The sequence below is a fragment of the Humibacter albus DSM 18994 genome (assembly GCF_000421825.1).
Taxonomy (GTDB): Bacteria; Actinomycetota; Actinomycetes; order Actinomycetales; family Microbacteriaceae; genus Humibacter; species Humibacter albus.
Map to the genome: position 1 here is coordinate 45,308 of NZ_ATXT01000014.1, position 20,513 is coordinate 65,820.

Here is a 20,513-nt window from a genome sequence, read left to right on the forward strand (position 1 = left end):
CGCTCGACGATGCGGGGGCATCCTCGGCGACCAAGGCGAGAGGTCGTGCGCCCCTTCGCGCGCGGTGTGGCGGTGGCGCTGGGCGTGATCTGCGGGCTCGCTCTGGCCTCGCCGGCGAGCGAGGCGCCGGCACACGCCGCGACTGCACAGGCCCCTTCAGCCCAGGGGAAGTCGTCGTCGCACGGCGTGCCCGTAGCTGCCACCTTCACCTATGACCCGGCTCAGGACTCGTCGAACGAGGTGATCCACGGCGCGATCAACGCCGTGGTGCGCATTCCCGGCGGAACCGCGGTGTTCTACAGCCTGGGCGGCCCCGGCAACTCGTCGGCCTTGAACATGCCCTCGATCGGGCTGAGCACGCCGTACCGGGCGTTCGACGCGTGGGCCGTCGGCATCGTCGACACCGCGGGGCTGAAGTACTACCTGCCGCTGGTCGGTTCCGACCGTCACTGCCTGTGCAGCCGCATCGGTGACATCGGCGGTCTCAACGGCACGAGAACACCGCTGGTCGGCTACGCGGTGCTGCCGCCGCTTCCGGCTCGCATGAAGACCGCCACGATCGACTTCGGCTACGGCAACCTCGTTCAGGACGTGCCGATCACCGACGCGCTTCCGCGGCCCATCGTGGCGACGAAGCCCGTGAAGCTCGGCAGAGGATGGCCGACGCTGCCGACGAAGTCCGCGATCGACGCGGCGGACACGAGTCTGTCGATCCGACCGATGGCGACGAACACCGCGAATCCCAAAGCGGCGACGAAGGACACGCCGACGACGACCTCCATCGCGCTGAACTCCAGCGTGTTGTTCGACTTCGGGAAGTCGACGCTGACCACGGCGGCACAGGCTGTGCTGAAGGATGTCGCGACCAAGCTCTCGAAAGCGGGCTCCGGCACCGTGTCGATCGTCGGCTACACCGACAGCATCGGTGACGACTCGGACAACCAGACGCTGTCGGAGGCGCGTGCGAACGCGGTCAAGGACGCGCTGTCGACAATGGTGACCCGCTCGGGAATCTCGTTGACGGCATCCGGGATGGGCGAACAGGACCCGGTGGCCGACAACAGCACCGATGCCGGGCGCGCATTGAACCGGCGGGTGACGATCACGTTCACGACGGGAGGCAAGTGATGGAGGGGACGGGGATGACACGGCGCGGGATGTCCGTGCTCGCGACGGTCGTCGTGGCCGCGGGCCTCGTGCTGTGCGGCTGCACCGCTCCGAGTTCCACCGGCAGTACGGCGTCGCCCGGCTCGGCGGCAGGAGCGCGGGACGATACGCAGTCGCTCTCGCCGAAGGATGCGGTCACGAAGGTCATGGCGGACCCGAAGGCGCTTCCCGTTCTCGCGACGTCGAAGGGGACGATCGAGACGGGGACCGGCGCCGGCACGTCCGCCGTGATCGCGCAGGTGCTCGAAGTGCGGTCAGAGGCGAATTCGACACTCGTCGTCTGGCGCTTGAAGAGTGCGACGGGCGGCAGCGTGGACACGGCGTCGTTCCAGCTCGCGTACCCGCCGTTGATGGACACCCGATTGCTCGGCGTCGTCGACCCCGCGACGAAGACGACCTTTCGGCCATACACGTATGTGCCCGCGAACGGCGATGGCCGAGACCTGGACTGCGCGTGCAGCACGCTGCCGCAGAGCGTCGACGGTTCGGGTCAAGTGCTCTACGCTCTCGTTCCGTCGCTGCCGAAGTCGGTGCAGAAGGTCGAGATCACGATTCCCGGGTTCGCGACGACGAAGGGCATCAGCGTGGAGCGCGCCCGGGCCTAGTCGAGGTACGCGTGCGCGGTGACCCGCGAGATGCCGAACTCGCTACTTGACCAGCGCGGCGAGAGCGGGCAACTGCTCGGGATCTTCCAGCGCGGAGCCGACCGCGACCACGCGCACACCGGCTGCGAGGAAGGCGGGAGCGGTAGAGGCATCCATTCCGCCCGTGGCGACGAACGACATGTTCGGGAACGGGCCGCGCATCGCACCGAACCACCCTGTTCCGAGCAGCGACGCGGGGAAGGCCTTGAGCCAGGTGAGGCCCTCCTTGCCGGCCAACTGCACCTCCGTCGGCGTCGACACGCCGGGCAGAGAGGGCAGGCCGGCGTCGTGCGACGCTCGGACGATTTCGACATCGAACCCGGGGCTCACCGTGAACTCGGCGCCTGCCTGTTCGGCCAGACGAACGTGCTGCGGCGTGACGACCGTGCCGGCGCCGACGTGCAGACCGCGCGCACGGCCCGCTTCGGCGACGACGCGCAACGCCTCCACGTCGGTCGGGGTCTGCACCGGGATCTCGACGAGGTCGATGCCGAGCTCCCAGGCCGTCGTGGCGACGGCGAGACTGCGCTCGACGCCCATGCCGCGCAGAATCGCCATGAGCGGCACCTCGCCGAAGAGCTCGCCGAAAGAAGAGTTGTCTGTCATGGGCGCGGTCCGCCTTTCACTGAATGTGTTCCATCACGAAGTCGCTGGTCGACAGCAGAACGAGGTGCGCCCGTTCGTGCCCTGCGCGCAGACGGGAGGCGGCATCCGCGCCGTTCAGAAGCGCTGCGAGGTAACCGGCGGCGAACGCGTCTCCGGCGCCGACCGGCTCCACGACGGCGGTGGCGATGGCCGGCTCGAACGTCGTCTCGTCCCGATCGGCACCACGGTCGAACTCGGTGGCACCGATGTCGCCGTCCTTCACGACGAGTCGCGCCGGCTCGGGAAGCGCTGCGCGCACGTCGGCGGGGGTCTCGCAGCCCCAGAGTACGGATGCCTCGTCGAGGCCCACGAAGACGAGGTCCGCCCGGCGCGCGAGGGAGCGCAGAACGGGAGCGGCGGCATCCGGCGACCACAGTGGCGGACGGAGGTTGACATCGAAGCTGAGCACGGCGGCGGATGCCGCGACCCGCTCGATCACGGAGTCGACAAGCTCGGCGCAGCTGTCGGACAGCGCCGGTGTGATTCCGGAGAGGTGCACGACCTCGGCGCCCTCGAACGGCACGTGCGCGACGGCCTCGGCCGTGAGGCGGGAGGCGGCGGATCCGCGTCGGTAGTAGAGCACACCGTTGCCGGGGTCTTTGAAGTACACGCCGGTCGGCGCGTGCGGATCGCTCGTCACCCAGCGCACGTCGACGCCGCGCTCCGCGACGACCCGGCGCACTCGTCGGCCGAGCACGTCATCGCCCACCGCGCTAACCCAGGCGCAGGGAACGCCGAGCGCGGCGGCGTGAGTCGCCACGTTGGACTCGGCTCCGCCCACGTGCAGCCGCAAGTCGTCGGCGGTGGCCAGCGACTCGGCCCGCGCGGGGGTGATCATCACCATGGTCTCGCCGAGCGCGATGAGGCGGGGCAGCGGTGTGCTCAGGGGTGCGCTCGCCGGGGCGGATGTCATGACGCTAGTGTGAAGAGCGCGTGCGGAACGCGCAACGTACGTTGCATCATGTGCACATTCGCCGAAGCGATGCAGGGCGCGAAGGCCGACGTGATGCAGGGAGGGGACCTGTGAGCGAGGAACGCTTGAACGCCCGCGACAAGGGCATTCCGGATCGTGCTGTGGGGAAGACGCCCGCGGAGTTCCTCGCGACGGAGCCTGCGCTTTCGGAGTTCTGGACGCCACTGGTCGTGCTCGACGACGCGGCCATGCGGCACAATGCGACGACGATGGCCACGTGGTGCGCCGAGCGCGGGCTCGAACTGATGCCGCACGGCAAGACCACCATGGCGCCGGCGCTGTGGCAACGCCAGCTGGATGCCGGGAGCCTGGGGATCACGCTCGCGACGATGGGTCAAGTGCGCACCGCCCGGAGTCTGGGGTTCGACTCGATCATGCTCGCCAACGCCGCCGTCGATCCACGCGCGCTGCGCTTCCTCGCCGGCGAGCTGGCAGCTCCGGCACTCCGCTTCGTGTGCTGGGCGGATTGCATCGAGACGGTCGAGGCGATGGAGCGGGCGTTGGAAGGCACCGCGTTGCCGCGCCGCGTCGACGTGTGCGTCGAGCTCGGGGCACCGGGTGGCCGCACCGGGGCGCGCAGCGTCGGGGAGGCGACGGGCGTGGCGCGGCGGGTGGCGGCATCCGCGGTTCTGCGTCTCGCAGGGGTGGCCGGGTACGAGGGCGCGCTGGCTCACGACCGCTCCGAGGCAGGGCTGCGTGCCGTGCGCGGGTACCTCGAACGCCAGGTGGAGCTGCACGAGCGGCTGTTGTCGAGCTACGACGACGGCGACGTCTACGTCACGGCAGGAGGCAGCGCCTACTTCGACGTCGTCGCCGACGTGTACACCGCAGCGCGGCAGGCGGTCGGCCGGGCGCAGGGGCGTACGCACTTCGTGCTGCGCTCGGGCGCGTACCTCGTGCACGACGACGGCTACTACCGCACGGTCTCACCGTTCGACGAGGCACGAGCGCGGGACGACACCCCGCGCTTTCTGCCGGCGATGCGGGGCATCGCGCGCGTGGTATCGCACCCCGAACCGTCGCTGGCTCTGCTCGACGGCGGCCGGCGCGACTTCCCGTTCGACGAGGGACTGCCGATACCGCGCGCCGTCGCGGCGGACCTGGGCGAGCCGTCGGCTCCGCTGACAGCTGCCACGATCTCGGCACTCAACGATCAGCACGCGTATCTGCGACTGAGCGACGCGGATGCCTCGCGCGGCATCGCTCCGATCGGCTCCGTCGTCTCGCTTGGCCTCTCGCACCCGTGCACGGCTTTCGACAAGTGGCGGGTGCTGCCCGTGGTCGAGTCTGCGGACTCCGACCGGGTGGTCGAGCTGGTGCGGACGTACTTCTGATGCCGACACGGGTCGTCCTCCGCGGCGGTGAAATCGTGAGCGCGGGCGGCGTGCGTCGTGCCGATGTCGCCGTGCGCGACGGCGTGATCGCCGCGCTCGGCCAGGTCGAGCCGGTCGACGGCGACCACGTCGTCGATTGCGGAGGGCGGTACGTGCTGCCCGGGTTCGTCGACGCGCACTCGCACGCCGACGGCCTCCTCGGCGATGACGGTGTGCAGCGCTCGCTGCTGCGCCAGGGTGTCACCAGCGTGATCTGCGGCCAGGACGGCGTCTCGTACGCGCCGGGCGACGGCCGCTACGCGAGTGACTACTTCGGCGCGATCAACGGTGACCCCGCGGCCTACGCGGGCGATGGGGTGGCCGGCTACCTGGCATCCATCGACGGCACCACCCGGGTGAACGCGGGCTACCTCGTGCCGGCCGGCACCGTGCGGTTCGAGGTCTGCGGGCGGGACGACGGCGCCGCGGATGCCGCACAACTGGCGCGCATGCTGCACCTGGTGGAGAGCGGTTTGCGCGAGGGGGCGCTCGGCCTCTCCACGGGGCTCGACTACGTGCCGGGGCTTTTCCAATCGAGCGAGGAGATCGCCGCACTGTGCGAGCCCGTCGCCCGCGCCGGGGGCGTGTACGTGAGCCACCTGCGCGGCGGATACGAGGCGAACACCGTCGTCGGCACCGGCGAGGCGGCGCGCATCGCCGACCGCGTGCTCGCCGCGACGGGATCGCGCCTGCCCGTGCACGTCTCGCACCTGCACGCCGACGCCGACATCGTGCTGGGGGAGTTGGAGACGCTCGCCGCGCGCGGACACGACGTCACGTTCGACGCCTACCCGTACGTGCGTGGCTGCTCCCTGATGACGATGCCGCTGCTGCCGCCAGCGCTCTCGGCGCGGCCCACCGACGAGGTGGTCCGCGTGCTCGGCGATCCGGAGGAACGCGAGCGACTGCGCCGCGACTGGTTCCCGCTCGTCGCGCACAACCCGAGTCTCGGGCCGCAGTGGCCGCGGATGATCACTCTGGCAGGCATCGAGGCGTCGGAGTACGCGTGGATGCTCGGCCTCACCCTGGCGCAAGCCGCCGGCCGCGCGGGCCGCGACGTGATCGACCTCGCGCTCGACGTGATGCGGGCATCCCGCCTGGGCGTGAGCATCGTGATGGCCGTGCAGAACCCGCGGCCCGTCTCCGAGCTGGCGCGCATCTTCGCGCACCCGGCCCACGTGGGCGGCTCGGACGGCATCTTCCTCGGCGGACATCCGCATCCGCGTGCTCGCGGCACGTTCGCGCGGTTCCTGCGCGAGTACGTGCGCGAGACGGCGACCTGGTCGTGGCCGGACGCGGTGCGGCATCTCTCGCTGACGGCCGCGGAGCGTTTCGGGCTGGGGCGGCGCGGCGAGGTCGCGGTCGGAGCGGTCGCCGACCTGGCAGTCGTGGATCCGGGGACCGTCGCAGACCGGGCAACGTATGAGGAGCCGCTGCGCGATGCCGTCGGAATCGACGACGTGCTGGTGGCGGGTGTGCCGGTGCTGCACGACGGTGAGCTGACGGATGCCCGTCCGGGCCGGGGACTGCGCCGCGCGTCCCGTAGCGCGAGGAAGGCGTGACGTGTCGAACAGTGTGAAGCGGGCCGCCGACATCCTCGACTCCCTGGCGGCGGAGCCGAAGACGGTGATGGCGCTGGCCGAGGAATTCGGCATCCATCGCTCCACCATGTTCCGCGAGTTGCAGACGCTTCAGGAGGTCGGGTTCGCCCGGCGCCGCGCCGACGGGACCTACGCGCCGGGGTTCCGGCTCGGCGTGCTCGGGACGGCCGCGATGGAGCGGCTCGATCTGAGCGAAGCCGCTCACTCCGCGGTGCGACGGCTGCACCGCGCGGTGGGCAATACGGTGCACGTCGCCGCGCTCGTCGACGACGAGATCGTGTACGTCGACAAGGTCGAAGACCCGGGCCGGGTGCGGCTGTACTCCCGGGTCGGCTCACCCGTGCGGCCGCAATGCAGCGCGCTGGGCAAGGCGGTCCTCGCCGGGCTCGCACCCAGCAGACGGGATGCCGTGCTCGCCGGCGTGCAGTGGACCGCCTACACCGAGCGCACGATGACCACCAGGGCGCAGCTCGACGCCGAGCTCGAGGCGGTCGAGCACCGAGGCTGGGCGTGCGACGACGGCGAGTTCGAGGAGGTCGTGAACTGCATCGCGGTGCCGATCACGATCGCGGCCGGCGTCGTGGGCGCGGTCTCGATCACTGCGTTGCGGGTGGTGCGCGACCTGCACGGCCTTCAGGCCGGCATTCCTGCTCTCCAGCAGACCGCGGCGCAGATCGCCCGCGAACTCGGCTGAGCGAGACGAACGAAAGACCGAGAGGAAAGGGAAACACCATGTCGAAGACCGCAGTACACGCGACCGCCGCGCCGCAGCCGGCCGGCCCCTACAGCCAGGGGATCGTCGCGAACGGATTCTTCTACACCGCCGGATTCGGACCGCAGGATCCTGCGAACGGCGGTGCCGTCGCCGACTCGGTCGCCGAGCAGACCAGGCAGGTGCTGCGCAACATCTCGGCGGTGCTCGCCGAGCGCTCCCTCACGCTCGACGACTGCGTGAAGACCACGGTGCACCTGGCCGACCTGGCGGACTTCGCCGAGTTCAACGCCGCCTACCGGGAGTTCTTCACCGAGCCGTTCCCGGTGCGCACCACGGTCGGCTCGCAGCTGGCGGGCATCCTCGTGGAGATCGACGTGGTGGCGGCGCTGTAGCCTCAGCCCTTCGCGCGGCGGGGCACTCGCTTGCGCACGGGCGGCGGTGCGACTTCGTGCTGAGGCTTCAGCCGCACCTGCTGCGCCGTGCTCGAGTCGTCGAGGTCGGCGATCTCGGAGCGCGACTTGATGAAGTCGGAGAACGAGCGGTAGCCGAGTTGCTTCTCGCTGAACGACGGGTCCATGCGCTTCATCTGCGACTTCACCACGGAGCTGTGCAGCCACTCGGAGTCGTCCTTCTCATGGCCGATGCGCAGGGCGCGGTCGAGCAGGCGCGTGGCGTCCTGCTGCGGGTCGCGTTCGGCGTCTTCGGCATCCTGGCTCTCGGCACGGGCGGCGCGCTGCGCGGCGGCCGATGTGGTGGATGCCTTCGTGCCGCGCTTGGCGGTTGTCTTCGGCTTGGTCTCGGTGGACTCCGTCTCGGTGGACTCCGTCTCGGTGGGCTCCGTCTCGGGCGCACGTTCCGAGTCGGTCTCCGCGGCTTCAGTGCCCTCGGCCGGCTTCGCCGTGGCCTTCTTGCCCTTGGGCGACCGCGTCTTCTTGGGCTCAGCGGGCGGCGGTAAGGGCTTCTCGATGCCGGGCAGCGCGTCGTAGCTGTAGAACTCGTCGCACGCGGCGGCGAGTGTGCGGCTCGTCGAGCCCGCCACGCCGATGCCGACCACGTAACGGCCGAGCCGTTTGCAGCGCTGGGCGAGCGGCACGTAGTCGCTGTCGCCGGCCACGATGATGACGTGCGTCAGATCGGGCAGGCGGAACATGTCCTCGACCGCGTCGACGGCCAGGCGGATGTCCGCGCCGTTCTTCGCGTACGCCGCCGCCGGAAACAGCTGCACGAGGTCGACGGCGCGGCCGACGAGTTGGTGGCGGTACTCCGCGTTCACCGGTGCTGACCAGTCCGCGTACGCGCGGGTGAGCACGAGTGTGCCGAACGACGCCGAGAAGTCGATGACCGCTCCCACGTCGACGGTGGCGGCATCGAGGCGATCGGTCGTGACGGCATCCGCTCCGGTCTCGTCCGGATCGAACTGACGCACCCGGTCGCGCTGGAACGAGTTGCGCCCGTTCACCTGGTCGTAGCGGGAGATGACGATGTTGTCGAAGTCGATGTAGACGGCCACACGGCTGTCGGTGGTGTCGGGCATGGAGTCCTTTCGCCGCGGACGTCCGGCGCGGTGCACGGGCAGACGGGATGCTTCGAGCGTAGCCGCGAGCGAGGCGACTCGGGAGGGGGATCGGCGGCGTCAGGCGTGCGCGCCGGGCGACGACCTCGGTGACGATACATCGCCCCGTTTCACCCGGGCACGATGTCGGAGACCATGATCCGGTCCAGCGTGCTCCTGCCGAGTGCGCTCATGGCCGGGTTGCTCTCGCGGTAATACCAGACGAGCCCCAGCGCCTGCTCGAACGCCCAGGCCGCGCCACGGGCCCAGGTGAGGTCGTCTGGGAAAGGCTGGACGGCATGCCGCAGCATCGTGCGAACCGGCTCGTCGAAGACGTGCCAGGCCACGACCAGGTCGAGTGCCGGGTCGGCGGGGCCGAAGCCACCGGAGTCGAGCACGCCGGCGAGGTGACCGTCTACGACGAGCAGGTTGGCCGGAACAAGGTCCTTGTGCGACATGACGTCGGGGGCGCGGCGCGGGAGGTCGCGCAAGACGGCCCACGCCGCGGCGAGCCGGGGCACGTCGAGCAGGTCGGAGCTCTCGTCGAGGCAGAGGCGCATCCACTCGTCATGGTCGGGTAGGCTGCCGCCTCGCCCGAGCCCGGAGAACATGCGGCCACGCGTCGGGGCCGCCCGCAACTCCGTGAGGAGAGCGGCGATTTCGAGGGCGAAGTCTCGGGATGCCTTCAGCCCCGTGGGCGTCGCCGGCTCGCCGTCCAACCAGGTGGTGACCGACCACGGCCCCGGGTAGCCGCGGCCGGGTCTGCCGACGGCCATGGTGAGAGATGCAGGGACGTGCGTAGTGTCGGCGAGTTCGCGCGCGGCGGTCGCCTCTGTCTCGATGACCGCGGCGGTCGCATCCGGATCGTCGACGACGAGCGGGAACCGGGCGACGTGCTCTTCGCCGACACGGAAGATCGCGTTCACGGTGCCCGAGCCCGCGACCGGCACGACGGGCTCGCGCGCCCACCGGGGGAACTGATCGCGGAGCAGGGCGTGAACCGTTGACGCGTCGACTCTCAGCTGCCCCGCGTGCAGGGCGCCGACGGCACGCCCGGTCACGCCGGCACGAGGCTCAGCGTCGAGCCGTGTGAAGCCTCGTCGCCGATCGTCTGCAACTCCTGTCCACTCCACACCGAGGTCATGCGTCGAGGCTACGGAACGTGTCCCGGACGCGCACACTCTGCCAGTCTGATCGCATGGCCCTTCTGCACCGTGCGACCCTGACCCCTCCGAAGCTCGAACTCGTCGCCGGCTGGCTGCCGTCGCAGCCGTTCGGGCGCGCCGTCGAAGCGGAGCACATCGAACGCATCGCCGCCTTCCGCTTCGACGATCCCGCAGGAGAGGTCGGGATCGAGACACTCCTCGTGGGTGCGGGCGATCGTGTTCTACAGATCCCGTTGACGTATCGGAACGCACCGCTCGACGGCGCCGAGCCGTGGCTCATCGGCACGATGGAGCACAGCGTGCTCGGCACCAGGTGGGTGTACGACGCCGTGGGCGACCCCGTCTATCTGGCCGAGCTCGTGCGGGTCATCGCCACCGGCGACGGCGAGGTCGAACAGCACTACGAGGAGAACGGGGTCCGGATCACGAAGGAACCCGATGCACGCGTGCACGGCAGCGGGCATCCCGGCGCGGATGTTCCCGCCGTGGGTGCCGTCGACGTGAGCGTGGTGCGGGTGGTGGGGGAGGCATCCGATGATGCCGGCGCGGCCACGCTCAGGGGGACATGGGAAGGGACCGTCGACGCCCTGCTGGCGACCGTGCGGACCCGCTGAACGCCAGGGAGCCTTCGCGCGCGGAATGGCACCGCCGCCGCACGCGTTGCACCGCGGTGGCGCTCGAGAGCGAACGTCGCCACACGAACCAGGAAGGCTGTCGACGCATGCGCATCGCGATCATCGGAGGAACCGGCTACACCGGAGGCAACATCGCCCGCGAGGCGGTGAAGCGCGGCTGGCAGGTGCGTTCGCTCTCGCGCCATGAGCCCGCCGATCCGGTCGACGGCGTCGAGTACGTCACCGGCTCCTACGGCGACGCGGAGGATCTCGATCACTTCGCCGATGGTGCGGATGCGCTCGTCCTCGCCGTTCATGCCACGACCGATGACGGTGCGAGCGTGCTGCTGCCGCACCTGCAGACCATCGCCGATGCGGCCGAGAACGCCGGAGCGCGCCTGGGCATCGTGGGAGGCGCGGGCAGCTCGTTCGTCTCCGACGGCGGTCCGCGGCTGGTCGACACCCCGGAGTTCCTGGATGCCTGGAAACCGGAATCGCTCACGCACGCCAAAGTGCTCGAGTGGCTCGCGCAGAACCGTCCGGCCGGAAGCGGCCTGCACTGGTTCTATGTCAGCCCCGCGGCCCTGTACGGCAGCTACGCGCCCGGCGAGACGACCGGGAAGTACCGTACCGGCGGCGACATCCTGGTCTCGAAGGACGACGGATCGTCCGAGATCTCGGGCACGGACTTCGCGCTGGCGTTCGCCGACGAGCTCGCCGATCCGAAGCACCAGAACCGCCGGTTCACGGTCGGGCACTGAGGCGGCGCCGGCGCCGGTCTCAGGAGCCGGCGAGCACCTCGAGTGCGAGTGTCGCCGCGATCACGAACATCGTGACCGCGATCAGCACGTCGAGCACGCGCCAGGCGACCGGCGAGCGGAACACGGGACGCAGCATGCGCGCACCGAAGCCGAGCGCCGTGAACCAGAGGGCACTCGCCAGTGCGGCGCCGAGCGCGAACCACCATCGGCTCTCTCCGTAGCCGTTGCCGATCGTGCCCATCAGCACGACCGTGTCGAGGTAGACGTGCGGATTCAGCCACGTGAAGGCGAGGCACGCGGCGAGCGTCGCGCCGAGGCCCGCGGGGCCTGAGCCGGAAGCCGGATCGAGCTCTCCGGGATGCCACGCCCGTCTTGCCGCGAGCACGCCGTAGACGACGAGGAAGGCCACTCCCACCCAGCGCACGATCACGAGAAGCCAGGGCGCCGCGAGCACGAGCACGCCGACTCCCGCGATGCCCGCGAAGATGAGCAGGGCATCCGTGCCGGCGCACACGAGAACGATCGGCAGCACGTGCTCGCGGCGCAGGCCCTGGCGCAGCACGAACGCGTTCTGCGCGCCGATCGCGACGATCAGCGAGAGGCTGAAGCCGAGTCCGGCGAAGACGGTGGCGAGGGGATGCACGGAACGAGGCTAGGCATCCGCACTCGTGAAGTGAAGCTTCAGTTCCTTCACGACCATTAGCATTGCTGTTGATGGACCTCGATCCGGCTCAGCTTCGCGCACTCGACGCGGCGGTGACCCATGGCACGTTGGATGCCGCCGCACGCGCCCTGCACGTGACTCCGTCGGCGGTGAGCCAGCGGGTCCGCGCGTTGGAGGCATCCCTCGGGCGCGTGCTGCTGGTGCGTTCGAAGCCCGTGACGGTCACGGCCTCCGGCGCGGCGGTGCTGCGCGTGGCGCGGCAGATCGACGCGATCGCGGGGACGCTGTCGGCGGAACTCGAGCTCGAGGGTGCGCGGCGCACGATCTCTCTCGCGGTGAACGCGGACTCGCTCGCCACCTGGGTGCTGCCCGCACTCGCGGAGGTCGACGGCGTCGACTTCGAGTTCCACCGCGAAGACCAGGAGCACACCACCTCGTATCTGCGTGACGGCACGGTGATGGCTGCGATCACGGCCGACGCGGCACCGGTGCAGGGCTGTACCGTCGAGCGGCTCTGCGTCGCGCGCTACCTGCCGTGCGCAGAACGAGACTTCGCGGAACGATGGTTCCCGCACGGCGTCACCAAGACGGCGCTGCGACGGGCGCCCGTCGTGGAGTTCGATCGCAAGGACGAGCTGCAGCGGCGCTACCTGACACGCAGGGGCGCGGGGGAGGCGACGCCGCCGCGGCACCAGGTGCCGGCATCCGCCGACTTCGTGGCCGCCATCCGACTCGGCTTCGGCTGGGGGATGGTGCCCACCTGGCAACGCGAGGACGCCGGCAGCGACGTCATCGTTCTCGACGAGCGCGGCATCGACGTGCCGCTCTACTGGCAGCAGTGGAACCTGCGCAGCGCCGCCCTGGATCGCGTTCGCGAAGCGATCATGGCGGGGGCGGCGGCGCTGCGCTAGGCCCTGTTGTGCTGTGCGGGCCTCGGGCTCAGCTCGCGACGCGGCCGATCGCCACTCGCCAGGTCTCGGGGCCCTCCTCGAGGTACTCCCAGCTGAACTGGCCAGCGTGCTCGGCCGCGAACTGGTAGTACAGCGGCTTCGGGTCGTGGTCGTTGACGAGCACGAAGCGCTCGCCGGCCGGCAGTGCGCCGTACGTCTCGAAGATGAGCGTATGGCGACGCGCCGGCTCCTCGGAGCGCACGTCGAGGATGGCGTCGGGGGAAGTCGAATCAGGCACGATGGGTTCCTTTCGCAGGCGGGAAGATGACACGAACGTAGCACTCATTCGCGCATAAAACGGAATAGAATGCGGTTTAATGACGGACACGAACAGCGCTCGCCGCCCGCCCGCTGCGGCTGCGCGAAGCCGGCCGGTTCTCGCGCGCGGCGGAGTGCGAGCACTGTTCCTCATCCCCGGTGGGCTGGCGATGCTCGCCGGCCTCGACGCCGCCCTCCTGCTGCTCGGGCTTCCGGCGCCGGTGACCACCGCGCGACTGCCCGTCGTGCACGGACCCTTGCTCGTGTTCGGCTTCATCGGCACCGTCATCGCCCTCGAACGCGCCGTCGCACTGCGTCGCTGGTGGGCGATGGCGTCGCCGGCGTTCCTGGGAGTGGGAGGCATCCTGCTCATCACGCCGTTGCCGATCGTCGTGGGCCAGGCGTTCCTGGCCGCCGGGTGCGTGGGGCTGATCCTCATCTACGCCGGCATCTGGCGTCGACAGCAGATGCTCGCGTCGGCCGTGCAAGCGCTCGGGGCCTGGCTCGCCCTGGCCTCGACCATGCTCTGGATCGGCGGGCTGCCCGCCTCGTCGCTGGTGCCCGGCATGACGGGGTTCATCGTGCTCACCATCGCCGGCGAGCGCATCGAGCTGGCCCGCCTGGTGGCGATGAGCCGGCGCACCGAGGCCGTCGCCATCGCCGTGAGCATCACCCTCGGTCTCAGTGTGCTCGTCGCCATGCTCTGGCCGGCCGTCGGCTACCGGCTGTTCGGCGCCTGCCTGCTCGCGTTCGTCGCCTGGTTGCTCGTCTTCGACGTGGCCACGCGACTCGTCATCGGTGCCCGCCGCTTGCCGCGCTACGTCGCCGCCTGCCTGCTGGCGGGCTATGGCTGGCTCATCGTGGCCGGGCTGATCTGGCTGTTCGTCGGTCAGACGGTGGACGGTCCGTGGTACGACGGTGCCGTGCATGCGGTCTTCCTCGGGTTCACGGTGGGCATGATCATGGCGCACGCGCCCGTCATCCTGCCCGCTGTGCTGCGCCGACCTCTGCCGTACCGGCCGATGCTGGGCTGGCCCGTACTGCTGCTCAACCTGTCGCTCGTCGCACGCGTTCTCGTCGGCGACACGCAGAATCTGCCCGTCTGGGTGCAGATCGGCGGGGTCGCCGGTGTCGTGGCGCTGCTGCTGTTCGTGGTGCTCGCGGTGGCATCCTCGCTGATGGGGCCGCCGACACGGGAAAGGGTGGCGCGGTGAAGCTCTCCCGACGCACGTGGTACGCCGCCACGAACGGCGTGGTCGCCGCGTGGATAATCGCTGCAGGAATCGCACTCATCTGCAGCGCGCTCGTCGGCGCGCCGGTCTGGCTGGCCGTACACCTCATGCTGCTCGGCGGAGCGACGAGCGCCATCCTGGTCTGGAGCCAGCACTTCGCCGACACCATCCTGCGCAAGGCCGGCTCCCGCACGCCCATCGCTGTGCGGTTCGCCGTGCACACGCTCGGCGCGGTACTGGTGCTCGTCGGAGTGATGAACGGCCTGTGGATGCTCGCGCTCGCCGGCGGCACGCTCGTCGCCTTCGTCGCCGCCTGGCAATCCGCCTCTCTCACGGTTCGGATGCGCCGGGCGCTGCCGTCGAGGTTCGGTCCCCTCGTGCGCTACTACGTGTTCGCCGGCATCGCGCTGATCGCCGGCGTCACGGTGGGCGTCATCATGGCCCGCAGCGATGTTCCCGACCTCGCGCACGACAGGCTCTTCGTCGCGCACATCACGCTGAACGTGCTCGGCTGGATCGGGCTGACCGTGGTGGGCACGGTCATCCTTCTCTGGCCGACCGTCTTGCACGCGCGCATCGGCGACGCGTCGCAGCGCCGGTCGCGGGTGGCGCTGGCGGCGCTCTGCACGGGAGTGCTCGTCGTGGCCGCCGCGTGCGTGATCGGCGTGCGTGTCGGCATCCTCGTCGGGGTGGCGATCTACCTCGCCGGCCTCATCGTCGTCGGCGTGGACCTGGGCGAGGCGGCCCGACGCACGCCACCGGTGAACTACGGCGGCTGGAGCATGGGTGCGGCTCTGCTCTGGTTCGCAGCGAGCGTCGTCGCGTTCGGCGTCGAGGTGGCGTTCGCCCGCTCCTGGCAGGCCGTGGCGGCTGGCTTCGTCACGTTGCTCGTGCCGTTCGGAATCGGCTTCGTCGCCCAACTGGTGATGGCGGCCTTGAGCTACCTCGTGCCGGTGGTGTTCGGCGGCGGGCCGCTGCGGGTGCGCGCGACGAACGCGGAGCTCGACAGGTTCGGGCTGTTCCGCGTGATCCTGATCAACGGGACGCTTGCGCTCGCCGTGATCCCGTCCGTGCCGGCGCGCGGCGTGTTCCTCGCCGTCGCCGGCCTCACGCTGCTCGTGCCGCTCGTGCTCGGCGTGCGCGCCCTCGTGGTGGCGCGCACCATGCCGGATCCGACGCCGGGGGAGCGGCACGTGCGACACGAAGGCACCAGGCGGCCGACGGGGGCGGAGCACCTGCACGGGAACAGCGGCGGCATCATGGCCGCGATCGGCGTGCTCGTGCTCGTAGCCTCCGTGAGCGTCGGCGTGGTGAATGCCACGGGAAGCGCGCCGGCGGGTGCGAGTTCCTCGGCCGCGACGACCACCGTGCACATGGTGATGAAGAACATGCGGTTCTCACCGTCGACCATCGATGTTCCGGTCGGAAACAGGCTGATCATCCACGTGAAGAACGACGACGACATGGTGCACGACCTCACGCTTGCCGACGGCATCACGTCGGGGCGGCTCGTGGGCGGCGAGTCGGCCACCGTGGATGCGGGCGTCATCACCGCGTCCGAGGACGGCTGGTGCTCCGTCGTGGGCCACCGGCAGCTGGGCATGGTGTTCACCGTGGTAGCGACGGGCGCGGTCGCGTCGGGCGAAGCATCCGGCGAGGCGTCCGGCGGCATGGCGGGCATGCCCGGCATGACGGGTTCAGGTTCGGGGTCCGGTTCCGGATCGGCAGGGCCGTCGGCCGCCGACGACATCGACTGGGCGCGGGAGCCGTCGAAGTCGTTCACGGCGCGGGATGCCTCGCTCCCGCCGGCCCCGTCGGCTACCGTGCACGACTACACGTTCACGGTGCGCGACGTGGTGACCTCGGTGGCGCCGGGCGTCAAGCAGACGCTGTGGACCTACAACGGGACCGCGCCCGGACCTATTCTGCGCGGCAAGGTCGGGGACGTCTTCCACGTCACGCTCGTCAACAAGGGCACGATGGGTCACTCGATCGACTTCCATGCCGGGTCGCTGGCGCCGAACAAACCGATGCGCACCATCCAACCCGGGCAGTCCCTCACCTACACCTTCACGGCCACGCGCAGCGGCATCTGGCTCTACCACTGCTCGACCATGCCGATGTCGGCGCACATCGCGAACGGGATGTTCGGCGCCGTGATCATCGATCCGCCTGGGCTCGACAGCGTCTCGAAGGAGTTCGTGTTCGTGCAGAGCGAGTACTACCTCGGTCCGCAGAAGGGCATCGTCGACACCACGAAGCTCGCCGCCGAGAACCCCGACCTCGTCGTGTTCAACGGCTACGCGAACCAGTACCGGTACCGTCCGATCACGGTGAAGGCGGGCGAGAAGGTGCGCATCTGGGTGATGGATGCCGGTCCCAACAAGGCGAGCTCGTTCCACGTCGTGGGCGCGCAGTTCGACACCGTCTACAAGGAGGGCGACTATCTGCTGAGGAACGGCGGGTCCACCGGCACCGGCGGCTCGCAGGCGCTCGACCTGGAGCCCGCGCAGGGCGGATTCGTCGAGCTGACGTTCCCCGAGCCGGGCGACTACTCGTTCGTGACGCACATCATGTCCGACGCCGAGAAGGGCGCGGCGGGCACGTTCCACGTGGTGAAGTGACGCGGGCGCAGACGGCTCAGTCGCGAACGCGCTCGACCACCTTGCCGAGGAAGTCGACGGCGCGAAGCGGGTCGGGCATCCTCGTCGATACGTAGGCGGTCGTGAAGCCCAGCTCACGCAGGGCGTCGAGTTGGGCGACGAACTCGTCCAGATCGGTGTCGTCGTAGATCGCGGTCGTCGTGGTCTTCTCGACCGTGTCGTAGTCGCGGTTCTCCACGTCGCACCAGTGGCGCAGCACGTCGAGTTTGTGCGCCGCGTCCGGGCTGCCGAAGATGTTGCAGGCATCCGCGTATCTGGCGACGAAGCGGAGCGTCTTCTTCTCGCCGACGCCGCCGATCATCAGAGAGGGACGCGGTTTCGACAGCGGCTGCGGCGAGTTGAGCGTGCGGCCAAGGCGATAGTGCTCGCCGTCGTAGGGGCTCTCGTCGTCGCTCCACATCTGCAGGCAGATCTGCAGCGCCTCTTCGAGCCGTTCGAAGCGCTCCTTGGTGGGCGGGAACGGAATGCCCAGGCCCTTCGACTCCTCCTCGTTCCAGCCGGCGCCGATACCGAGGCCGGCGCGGCCGCCGGAGAGCACGTCGAGCGTGGAGATCTGCTTCGCCAGGATGGCGGGCTCGCGGTAGATCACGCCCGTCACCAGGGTGTGCAGCAGCACGCGCTGCGTGTGCGCGGCGAGGAAGCCGAGCGCGGTATAGCCCTCGAGCATGGGCTTCTCCGGCGTGCCGATCGAGCCGATCTGCCAGAAATGGTCCATGACCGTGATGCGGCTGATACCGGCGCTCTCCGCCTCCGCAGCGGCGTGCGCGAGCGTGGCGCCGAGCTGCGAGTCCGGCACGTCCCAGGTGAAATTCGCGATGTGGAATCCGATGTCCATGCCGGAACGCTAGCGTCGGCGCCCCGCCGTCGCTGTGGTTCTGCCGCTGCTACTGCGCGCTGCGGATGTTGGTCGCCTGCGGTCCCTTCGCGCCTTGCTCGACGTCGTACTCGACCTTCTGGTTCTCCTCGAGGTTGCGGTAGCCGCTTCCTACGATCGCGGAGTGGTGCGCGAAGACATCGGCCGATCCGTCGTCGGGGGCGATGAAGCCGTAGCCCTTGTCGGAGTTGAACCATTTCACGGTGCCGGTGGCCATCTCGTGATGTTTCCTTTCGTGGTGTTCCGGGCTGCGTACGCAGCCCTTGTATCGACAGCGCGGAGGCCGTCGAAATCTATGTCTACCTGTACTGTGCCACCAATGGGCACGCGAACGGGTCTCGGGCTTGAAGTCCGACCCGGTTGAGGTAGGCGATGACGATCCCGTAGGACTCGAACAGGTTGGCCTCGGTGTAGGCGACGCCGTGGGTCGCGCAGTGCTCGCGCACGAGCAGTCGTGCCTTCGCGAGGTGGGGGCGTGCCATGCTCGGGAACAGGTGGTGCTCCACCTGGTAGTTGAGGCCGCCGAAGAGCGTCGTCGCCCACCACCCGCCGCGGATGTTTCGCGAGGTCAGCACCTGCTTCGAGAAGAAGTCGAGCTTGGCATCGGCGGGGATGACCGGCATTCCCTTGTGGTTGGGCGCGAAGGACGCACCCATGTAGATGCCGAAGACGGCCATCTGCACACCGATGAAGGCAGCGGCGATCCCCGGCGGCAGGAAGAAGAACAGCGCGCCGAGGTACAGCCCGAAGCGCAAGGCGATAAGGGTGATCTCGGTCTTGCGATGCTTGACGTCGTGGCGGCCGAACAGCAGCTTGAGCGACAACAAGTGCAGGTTCACGCCCTCCAGCGACAGCAGGGGGAAGAAGAGGTAGCCCTGTCGACGGGTGAGCAAAGCCATGAAGCCGGTGCGCTTGGCCGCGTCTTCCTCGGTGAACGAGATGGTGTCGACCTCGATGTCCGGGTCTTTGCCGATCTGGTTCGGGTTCGCGTGATGACGGGTGTGCTTGTTCATCCACCACGCGTAGCTCATGCCGACCACGAACGTGCCGACGAATCGGCCCAGTCGATCGTTGGCGGGCCCGGATCGCAGCACGGCGCGGTGCGCGGCCTCGTGCGAGATGAAGGCGAACTGCGTCAAGATCAGGCCCAGCGCGCCGGCGAGGATGAGCTGATACCAGCTCTCGCCGAGTAGGACCATGCCCGTGACGACCCCGGCGCTCGCCAGAAAAAGGGCGACGGCGACCAACAGATAGAAGCCGCCGGTGCGCTCGAGCAGGCCGTCGGCTTTCACAGCGTGCGAGAGCTGTGTGTACGTGGCCACGACGTTCGTGCCGTCCTGGGTCTTGCGACGCGTTCCGCGCACAGCACCGAGCTTGCTGTCAGAAACAGAAATGGTTGTGCGAGATGAGGGGATGATCTTTGCCCGTCTGCTTGCAGCCTTCGGCTGATAGATGCCGCGACCTGCGGCTGCACAGTACCGCAGTCGTCCTCGTTGTCACGCGCCAAAGGCAAATCGCCGATCGCTTCTCCCATGCTAACCAGAACTCGCATGCCCAAACCGGCATCTTGCTGGCAATGCACCCGGTGAGGCACGTCGGGTGGTTGCGGGGCGCGATCGGCAGAATGGGATCCATGGCTACGCGAGAACTCCAGGTGGGATACGCCGCGATGCTCGAGCAGTTCGCCCCGATGGAGGCCGTCGAACTGAGCGCGCACGCTGAGAAGCACGGTTTCTCGGGGGTGATGGCGGCGGATCACTTCCAGCCGTGGGTGCCGACGCAAGGGCAGGCATCCTTCGTCTGGAACGTGCTGACCGCGATCGGCGAGCGCACGAAGGGGGACTTCGGGCCGGGCGTGACCACGCCGAGCTTCCGATTCCATCCTGCGATCGTGGCGCAGGCATCCGCGACGCTGGCCGCGATGTATCCCGGGCGGCACTGGCTGGGGCTCGGCTCGGGCGAGGCGCTCAACGAGCACGTCATCGGCGGGTACTGGCCGGAGGCGCCCGAGCGCATCAACCGCATGTTCGAGGCGATCGACATCATCAAGAAGCTGTTCTCGGCCTCACTTGCGGGCAAGGACGCCAAGCACTCCGGACAGTTCTTCAAGCTGGAGTCCACCCGGCTCTGGACGATGCCCGAGCAAGCGCCCGAAATCCTGATCGCCACAGCGGGTCCCGTCACCGCCAAGCGGGCGGGAGCGAGCGTGGACGGACTCATCACGGTGGGCGCGCCGCTGGAGAAGATCAGTGGGCTGTTCGCGAAGTTCGACGCCGGCCAGCGCGACGCCGGCAAGAACCCCGACGACGCCCCGCGCGTGCTGCAGCTGCATCTGAGCTGGGCGCCAACCGACGAAGAGGCGCTCGCCAACGCGGTGCACGAGTGGCCGAACGGCGGCATGAAGTTCCCGAAGGCGGACATCCGCTCGCCGTTCGAGTTCGAGCAGATCGCCAAGCTCGTGCGGCCCGAGGACTTCGAGGGCCGCATGGTCATCTCCAGCGATCCGGATGTGCACCGCGCCGCCATCCAGAAGTATGTCGACCTCGGCTTCGACCGGGTGTATCTGCACAATGTGGGCCGCAACCAGCGGGAGTGGATCGAGGTCTTCGGACGCGACGTGCTGCCTGCGCTGCATCGATGAGCGCGGCCGTGCTCCCTGAG

21 protein-coding genes are annotated in these 20,513 nt (G+C 69.3%); 12 read left to right on the forward strand and 9 right to left on the reverse strand.

What is annotated here, in order from left to right:
- Positions 1-45 precede the first annotated feature (45 nt).
- Together H623_RS20965 and H623_RS0107710 are read left to right on the forward strand one after the other, a co-directional pair.
- Positions 46-1,128, forward strand: coding sequence for an OmpA family protein (locus H623_RS20965; RefSeq protein ID WP_022900361.1), 1,083 nt, complete (start codon positions 46-48; stop codon positions 1,126-1,128).
- Between the two features lie 14 nt (positions 1,129-1,142).
- Positions 1,143-1,772 (forward strand): hypothetical protein, encoded by a 630-nt coding sequence (locus H623_RS0107710; RefSeq protein ID WP_157560913.1) that lies wholly within the window; start codon positions 1,143-1,145, stop codon positions 1,770-1,772.
- Between the two features lie 42 nt (positions 1,773-1,814).
- On the opposite strand, the gene H623_RS0107715 is transcribed toward H623_RS0107710, so the two are convergent.
- The gene (locus tag H623_RS0107715) at positions 1,815-2,417 is read right to left on the reverse strand and encodes a bifunctional 4-hydroxy-2-oxoglutarate aldolase/2-dehydro-3-deoxy-phosphogluconate aldolase (RefSeq protein ID WP_022900363.1); all 603 of its coding nucleotides are present in this window, start codon (positions 2,415-2,417) and stop codon (positions 1,815-1,817) included.
- A 16-nt stretch (positions 2,418-2,433) separates the two neighbouring features.
- Positions 2,434-3,369, reverse strand: coding sequence for a sugar kinase (locus H623_RS0107720; RefSeq protein ID WP_084485796.1), 936 nt, complete (start codon positions 3,367-3,369; stop codon positions 2,434-2,436).
- 110 nt (positions 3,370-3,479) lie between these two features.
- Here H623_RS0107720 and H623_RS0107730 point away from each other — a divergent pair, with 110 nt between their 5' ends.
- The 4 genes from H623_RS0107730 to H623_RS0107745 are packed head-to-tail and all read left to right on the forward strand — an operon-like array spanning position 3,480 to position 7,510.
- Positions 3,480-4,763, forward strand: a complete 1,284-nt coding sequence (locus tag H623_RS0107730; protein WP_022900365.1) for a type III PLP-dependent enzyme domain-containing protein — start codon at positions 3,480-3,482, stop codon at positions 4,761-4,763.
- On the forward strand, positions 4,763-6,364 hold the full coding sequence (locus tag H623_RS0107735) for an N-acyl-D-amino-acid deacylase family protein (protein ID WP_022900366.1): 1,602 nt from the start codon (positions 4,763-4,765) through the stop codon (positions 6,362-6,364). Before H623_RS0107730 ends, H623_RS0107735 begins: the two co-directional genes overlap by 1 nt.
- Position 6,365: 1 nt before the next feature.
- The gene (locus tag H623_RS0107740) at positions 6,366-7,097 is read left to right on the forward strand and encodes an IclR family transcriptional regulator (protein WP_022900367.1); all 732 of its coding nucleotides are present in this window, start codon (positions 6,366-6,368) and stop codon (positions 7,095-7,097) included.
- A 38-nt stretch (positions 7,098-7,135) separates the two neighbouring features.
- Complete coding sequence (locus H623_RS0107745) at positions 7,136-7,510, forward strand: RidA family protein (RefSeq protein WP_022900368.1); 375 nt, start codon at positions 7,136-7,138, stop codon at positions 7,508-7,510.
- 2 nt (positions 7,511-7,512) lie between these two features.
- On the opposite strand, the gene H623_RS20970 is transcribed toward H623_RS0107745, so the two are convergent.
- Both H623_RS20970 and H623_RS0107755 read right to left on the reverse strand, forming a co-directional pair.
- Positions 7,513-8,652 (reverse strand): NYN domain-containing protein, encoded by a 1,140-nt coding sequence (locus H623_RS20970; protein WP_022900369.1) that lies wholly within the window; start codon positions 8,650-8,652, stop codon positions 7,513-7,515.
- Positions 8,653-8,801: 149 nt separating this feature from the next.
- Positions 8,802-9,731 (reverse strand): aminoglycoside phosphotransferase family protein, encoded by a 930-nt coding sequence (locus H623_RS0107755; protein ID WP_022900370.1) that lies wholly within the window; start codon positions 9,729-9,731, stop codon positions 8,802-8,804.
- Between the two features lie 137 nt (positions 9,732-9,868).
- Here H623_RS0107755 and H623_RS0107765 point away from each other — a divergent pair, with 137 nt between their 5' ends.
- On the forward strand, positions 9,869-10,450 hold the full coding sequence (locus H623_RS0107765) for a CG0192-related protein (RefSeq protein ID WP_022900371.1): 582 nt from the start codon (positions 9,869-9,871) through the stop codon (positions 10,448-10,450).
- Between the two features lie 107 nt (positions 10,451-10,557).
- Positions 10,558-11,211 carry an NAD(P)-dependent oxidoreductase gene (locus H623_RS0107770; protein WP_022900372.1) on the forward strand — a complete coding sequence of 218 codons (654 nt, stop codon included), beginning with the start codon at positions 10,558-10,560 and terminating at the stop codon, positions 11,209-11,211.
- A gap of 19 nt (positions 11,212-11,230) precedes the next feature.
- On the opposite strand, the gene H623_RS0107775 is transcribed toward H623_RS0107770, so the two are convergent.
- Positions 11,231-11,854: a LysE/ArgO family amino acid transporter gene (locus H623_RS0107775; protein WP_022900373.1), complete on the reverse strand. Its 624-nt coding sequence runs from the start codon at positions 11,852-11,854 to the stop codon at positions 11,231-11,233.
- A 71-nt stretch (positions 11,855-11,925) separates the two neighbouring features.
- Here H623_RS0107775 and H623_RS0107780 point away from each other — a divergent pair, with 71 nt between their 5' ends.
- The gene (locus H623_RS0107780; RefSeq protein ID WP_022900374.1) at positions 11,926-12,786 is read left to right on the forward strand and encodes a LysR family transcriptional regulator ArgP; all 861 of its coding nucleotides are present in this window, start codon (positions 11,926-11,928) and stop codon (positions 12,784-12,786) included.
- 28 nt (positions 12,787-12,814) lie between these two features.
- Here H623_RS0107780 and H623_RS0107785 read toward each other — a convergent pair whose 3' ends face one another.
- The gene (locus tag H623_RS0107785; RefSeq protein ID WP_022900375.1) at positions 12,815-13,063 is read right to left on the reverse strand and encodes a DUF2249 domain-containing protein; all 249 of its coding nucleotides are present in this window, start codon (positions 13,061-13,063) and stop codon (positions 12,815-12,817) included.
- Positions 13,064-13,142: 79 nt separating this feature from the next.
- Here H623_RS0107785 and H623_RS21710 point away from each other — a divergent pair, with 79 nt between their 5' ends.
- Together H623_RS21710 and H623_RS0107795 are read left to right on the forward strand one after the other, a co-directional pair.
- Positions 13,143-14,297 carry a hypothetical protein gene (locus H623_RS21710; RefSeq protein ID WP_022900376.1) on the forward strand — a complete coding sequence of 385 codons (1,155 nt, stop codon included), beginning with the start codon at positions 13,143-13,145 and terminating at the stop codon, positions 14,295-14,297.
- Positions 14,294-16,939 (forward strand): multicopper oxidase domain-containing protein, encoded by a 2,646-nt coding sequence (locus tag H623_RS0107795; protein WP_022900377.1) that lies wholly within the window; start codon positions 14,294-14,296, stop codon positions 16,937-16,939. The genes H623_RS21710 and H623_RS0107795 overlap by 4 nt, the downstream gene beginning before the upstream one ends.
- A 16-nt stretch (positions 16,940-16,955) precedes the next feature.
- Here the strand turns inward: H623_RS0107795 and H623_RS0107800 are convergent, their stop codons facing one another.
- The 3 genes from H623_RS0107800 to H623_RS0107810 form a co-directional block, all read right to left on the reverse strand.
- Positions 16,956-17,813 carry an LLM class F420-dependent oxidoreductase gene (locus tag H623_RS0107800; RefSeq protein ID WP_022900378.1) on the reverse strand — a complete coding sequence of 286 codons (858 nt, stop codon included), beginning with the start codon at positions 17,811-17,813 and terminating at the stop codon, positions 16,956-16,958.
- Positions 17,814-17,862: 49 nt separating this feature from the next.
- The gene (locus H623_RS0107805; protein ID WP_022900379.1) at positions 17,863-18,069 is read right to left on the reverse strand and encodes a cold-shock protein; all 207 of its coding nucleotides are present in this window, start codon (positions 18,067-18,069) and stop codon (positions 17,863-17,865) included.
- 82 nt (positions 18,070-18,151) lie between these two features.
- Entirely contained in the window at positions 18,152-19,270 is a 1,119-nt protein-coding gene (locus H623_RS0107810; RefSeq protein WP_051143155.1) for a fatty acid desaturase family protein, read from the reverse strand.
- A 215-nt stretch (positions 19,271-19,485) separates the two neighbouring features.
- Between H623_RS0107810 and H623_RS0107815 the strand changes: the two genes are divergently transcribed.
- Positions 19,486-20,493, forward strand: coding sequence for a TIGR03557 family F420-dependent LLM class oxidoreductase (locus H623_RS0107815; RefSeq protein ID WP_157560915.1), 1,008 nt, complete (start codon positions 19,486-19,488; stop codon positions 20,491-20,493).
- The last annotated feature ends 20 nt before the right edge of the window (positions 20,494-20,513 follow it).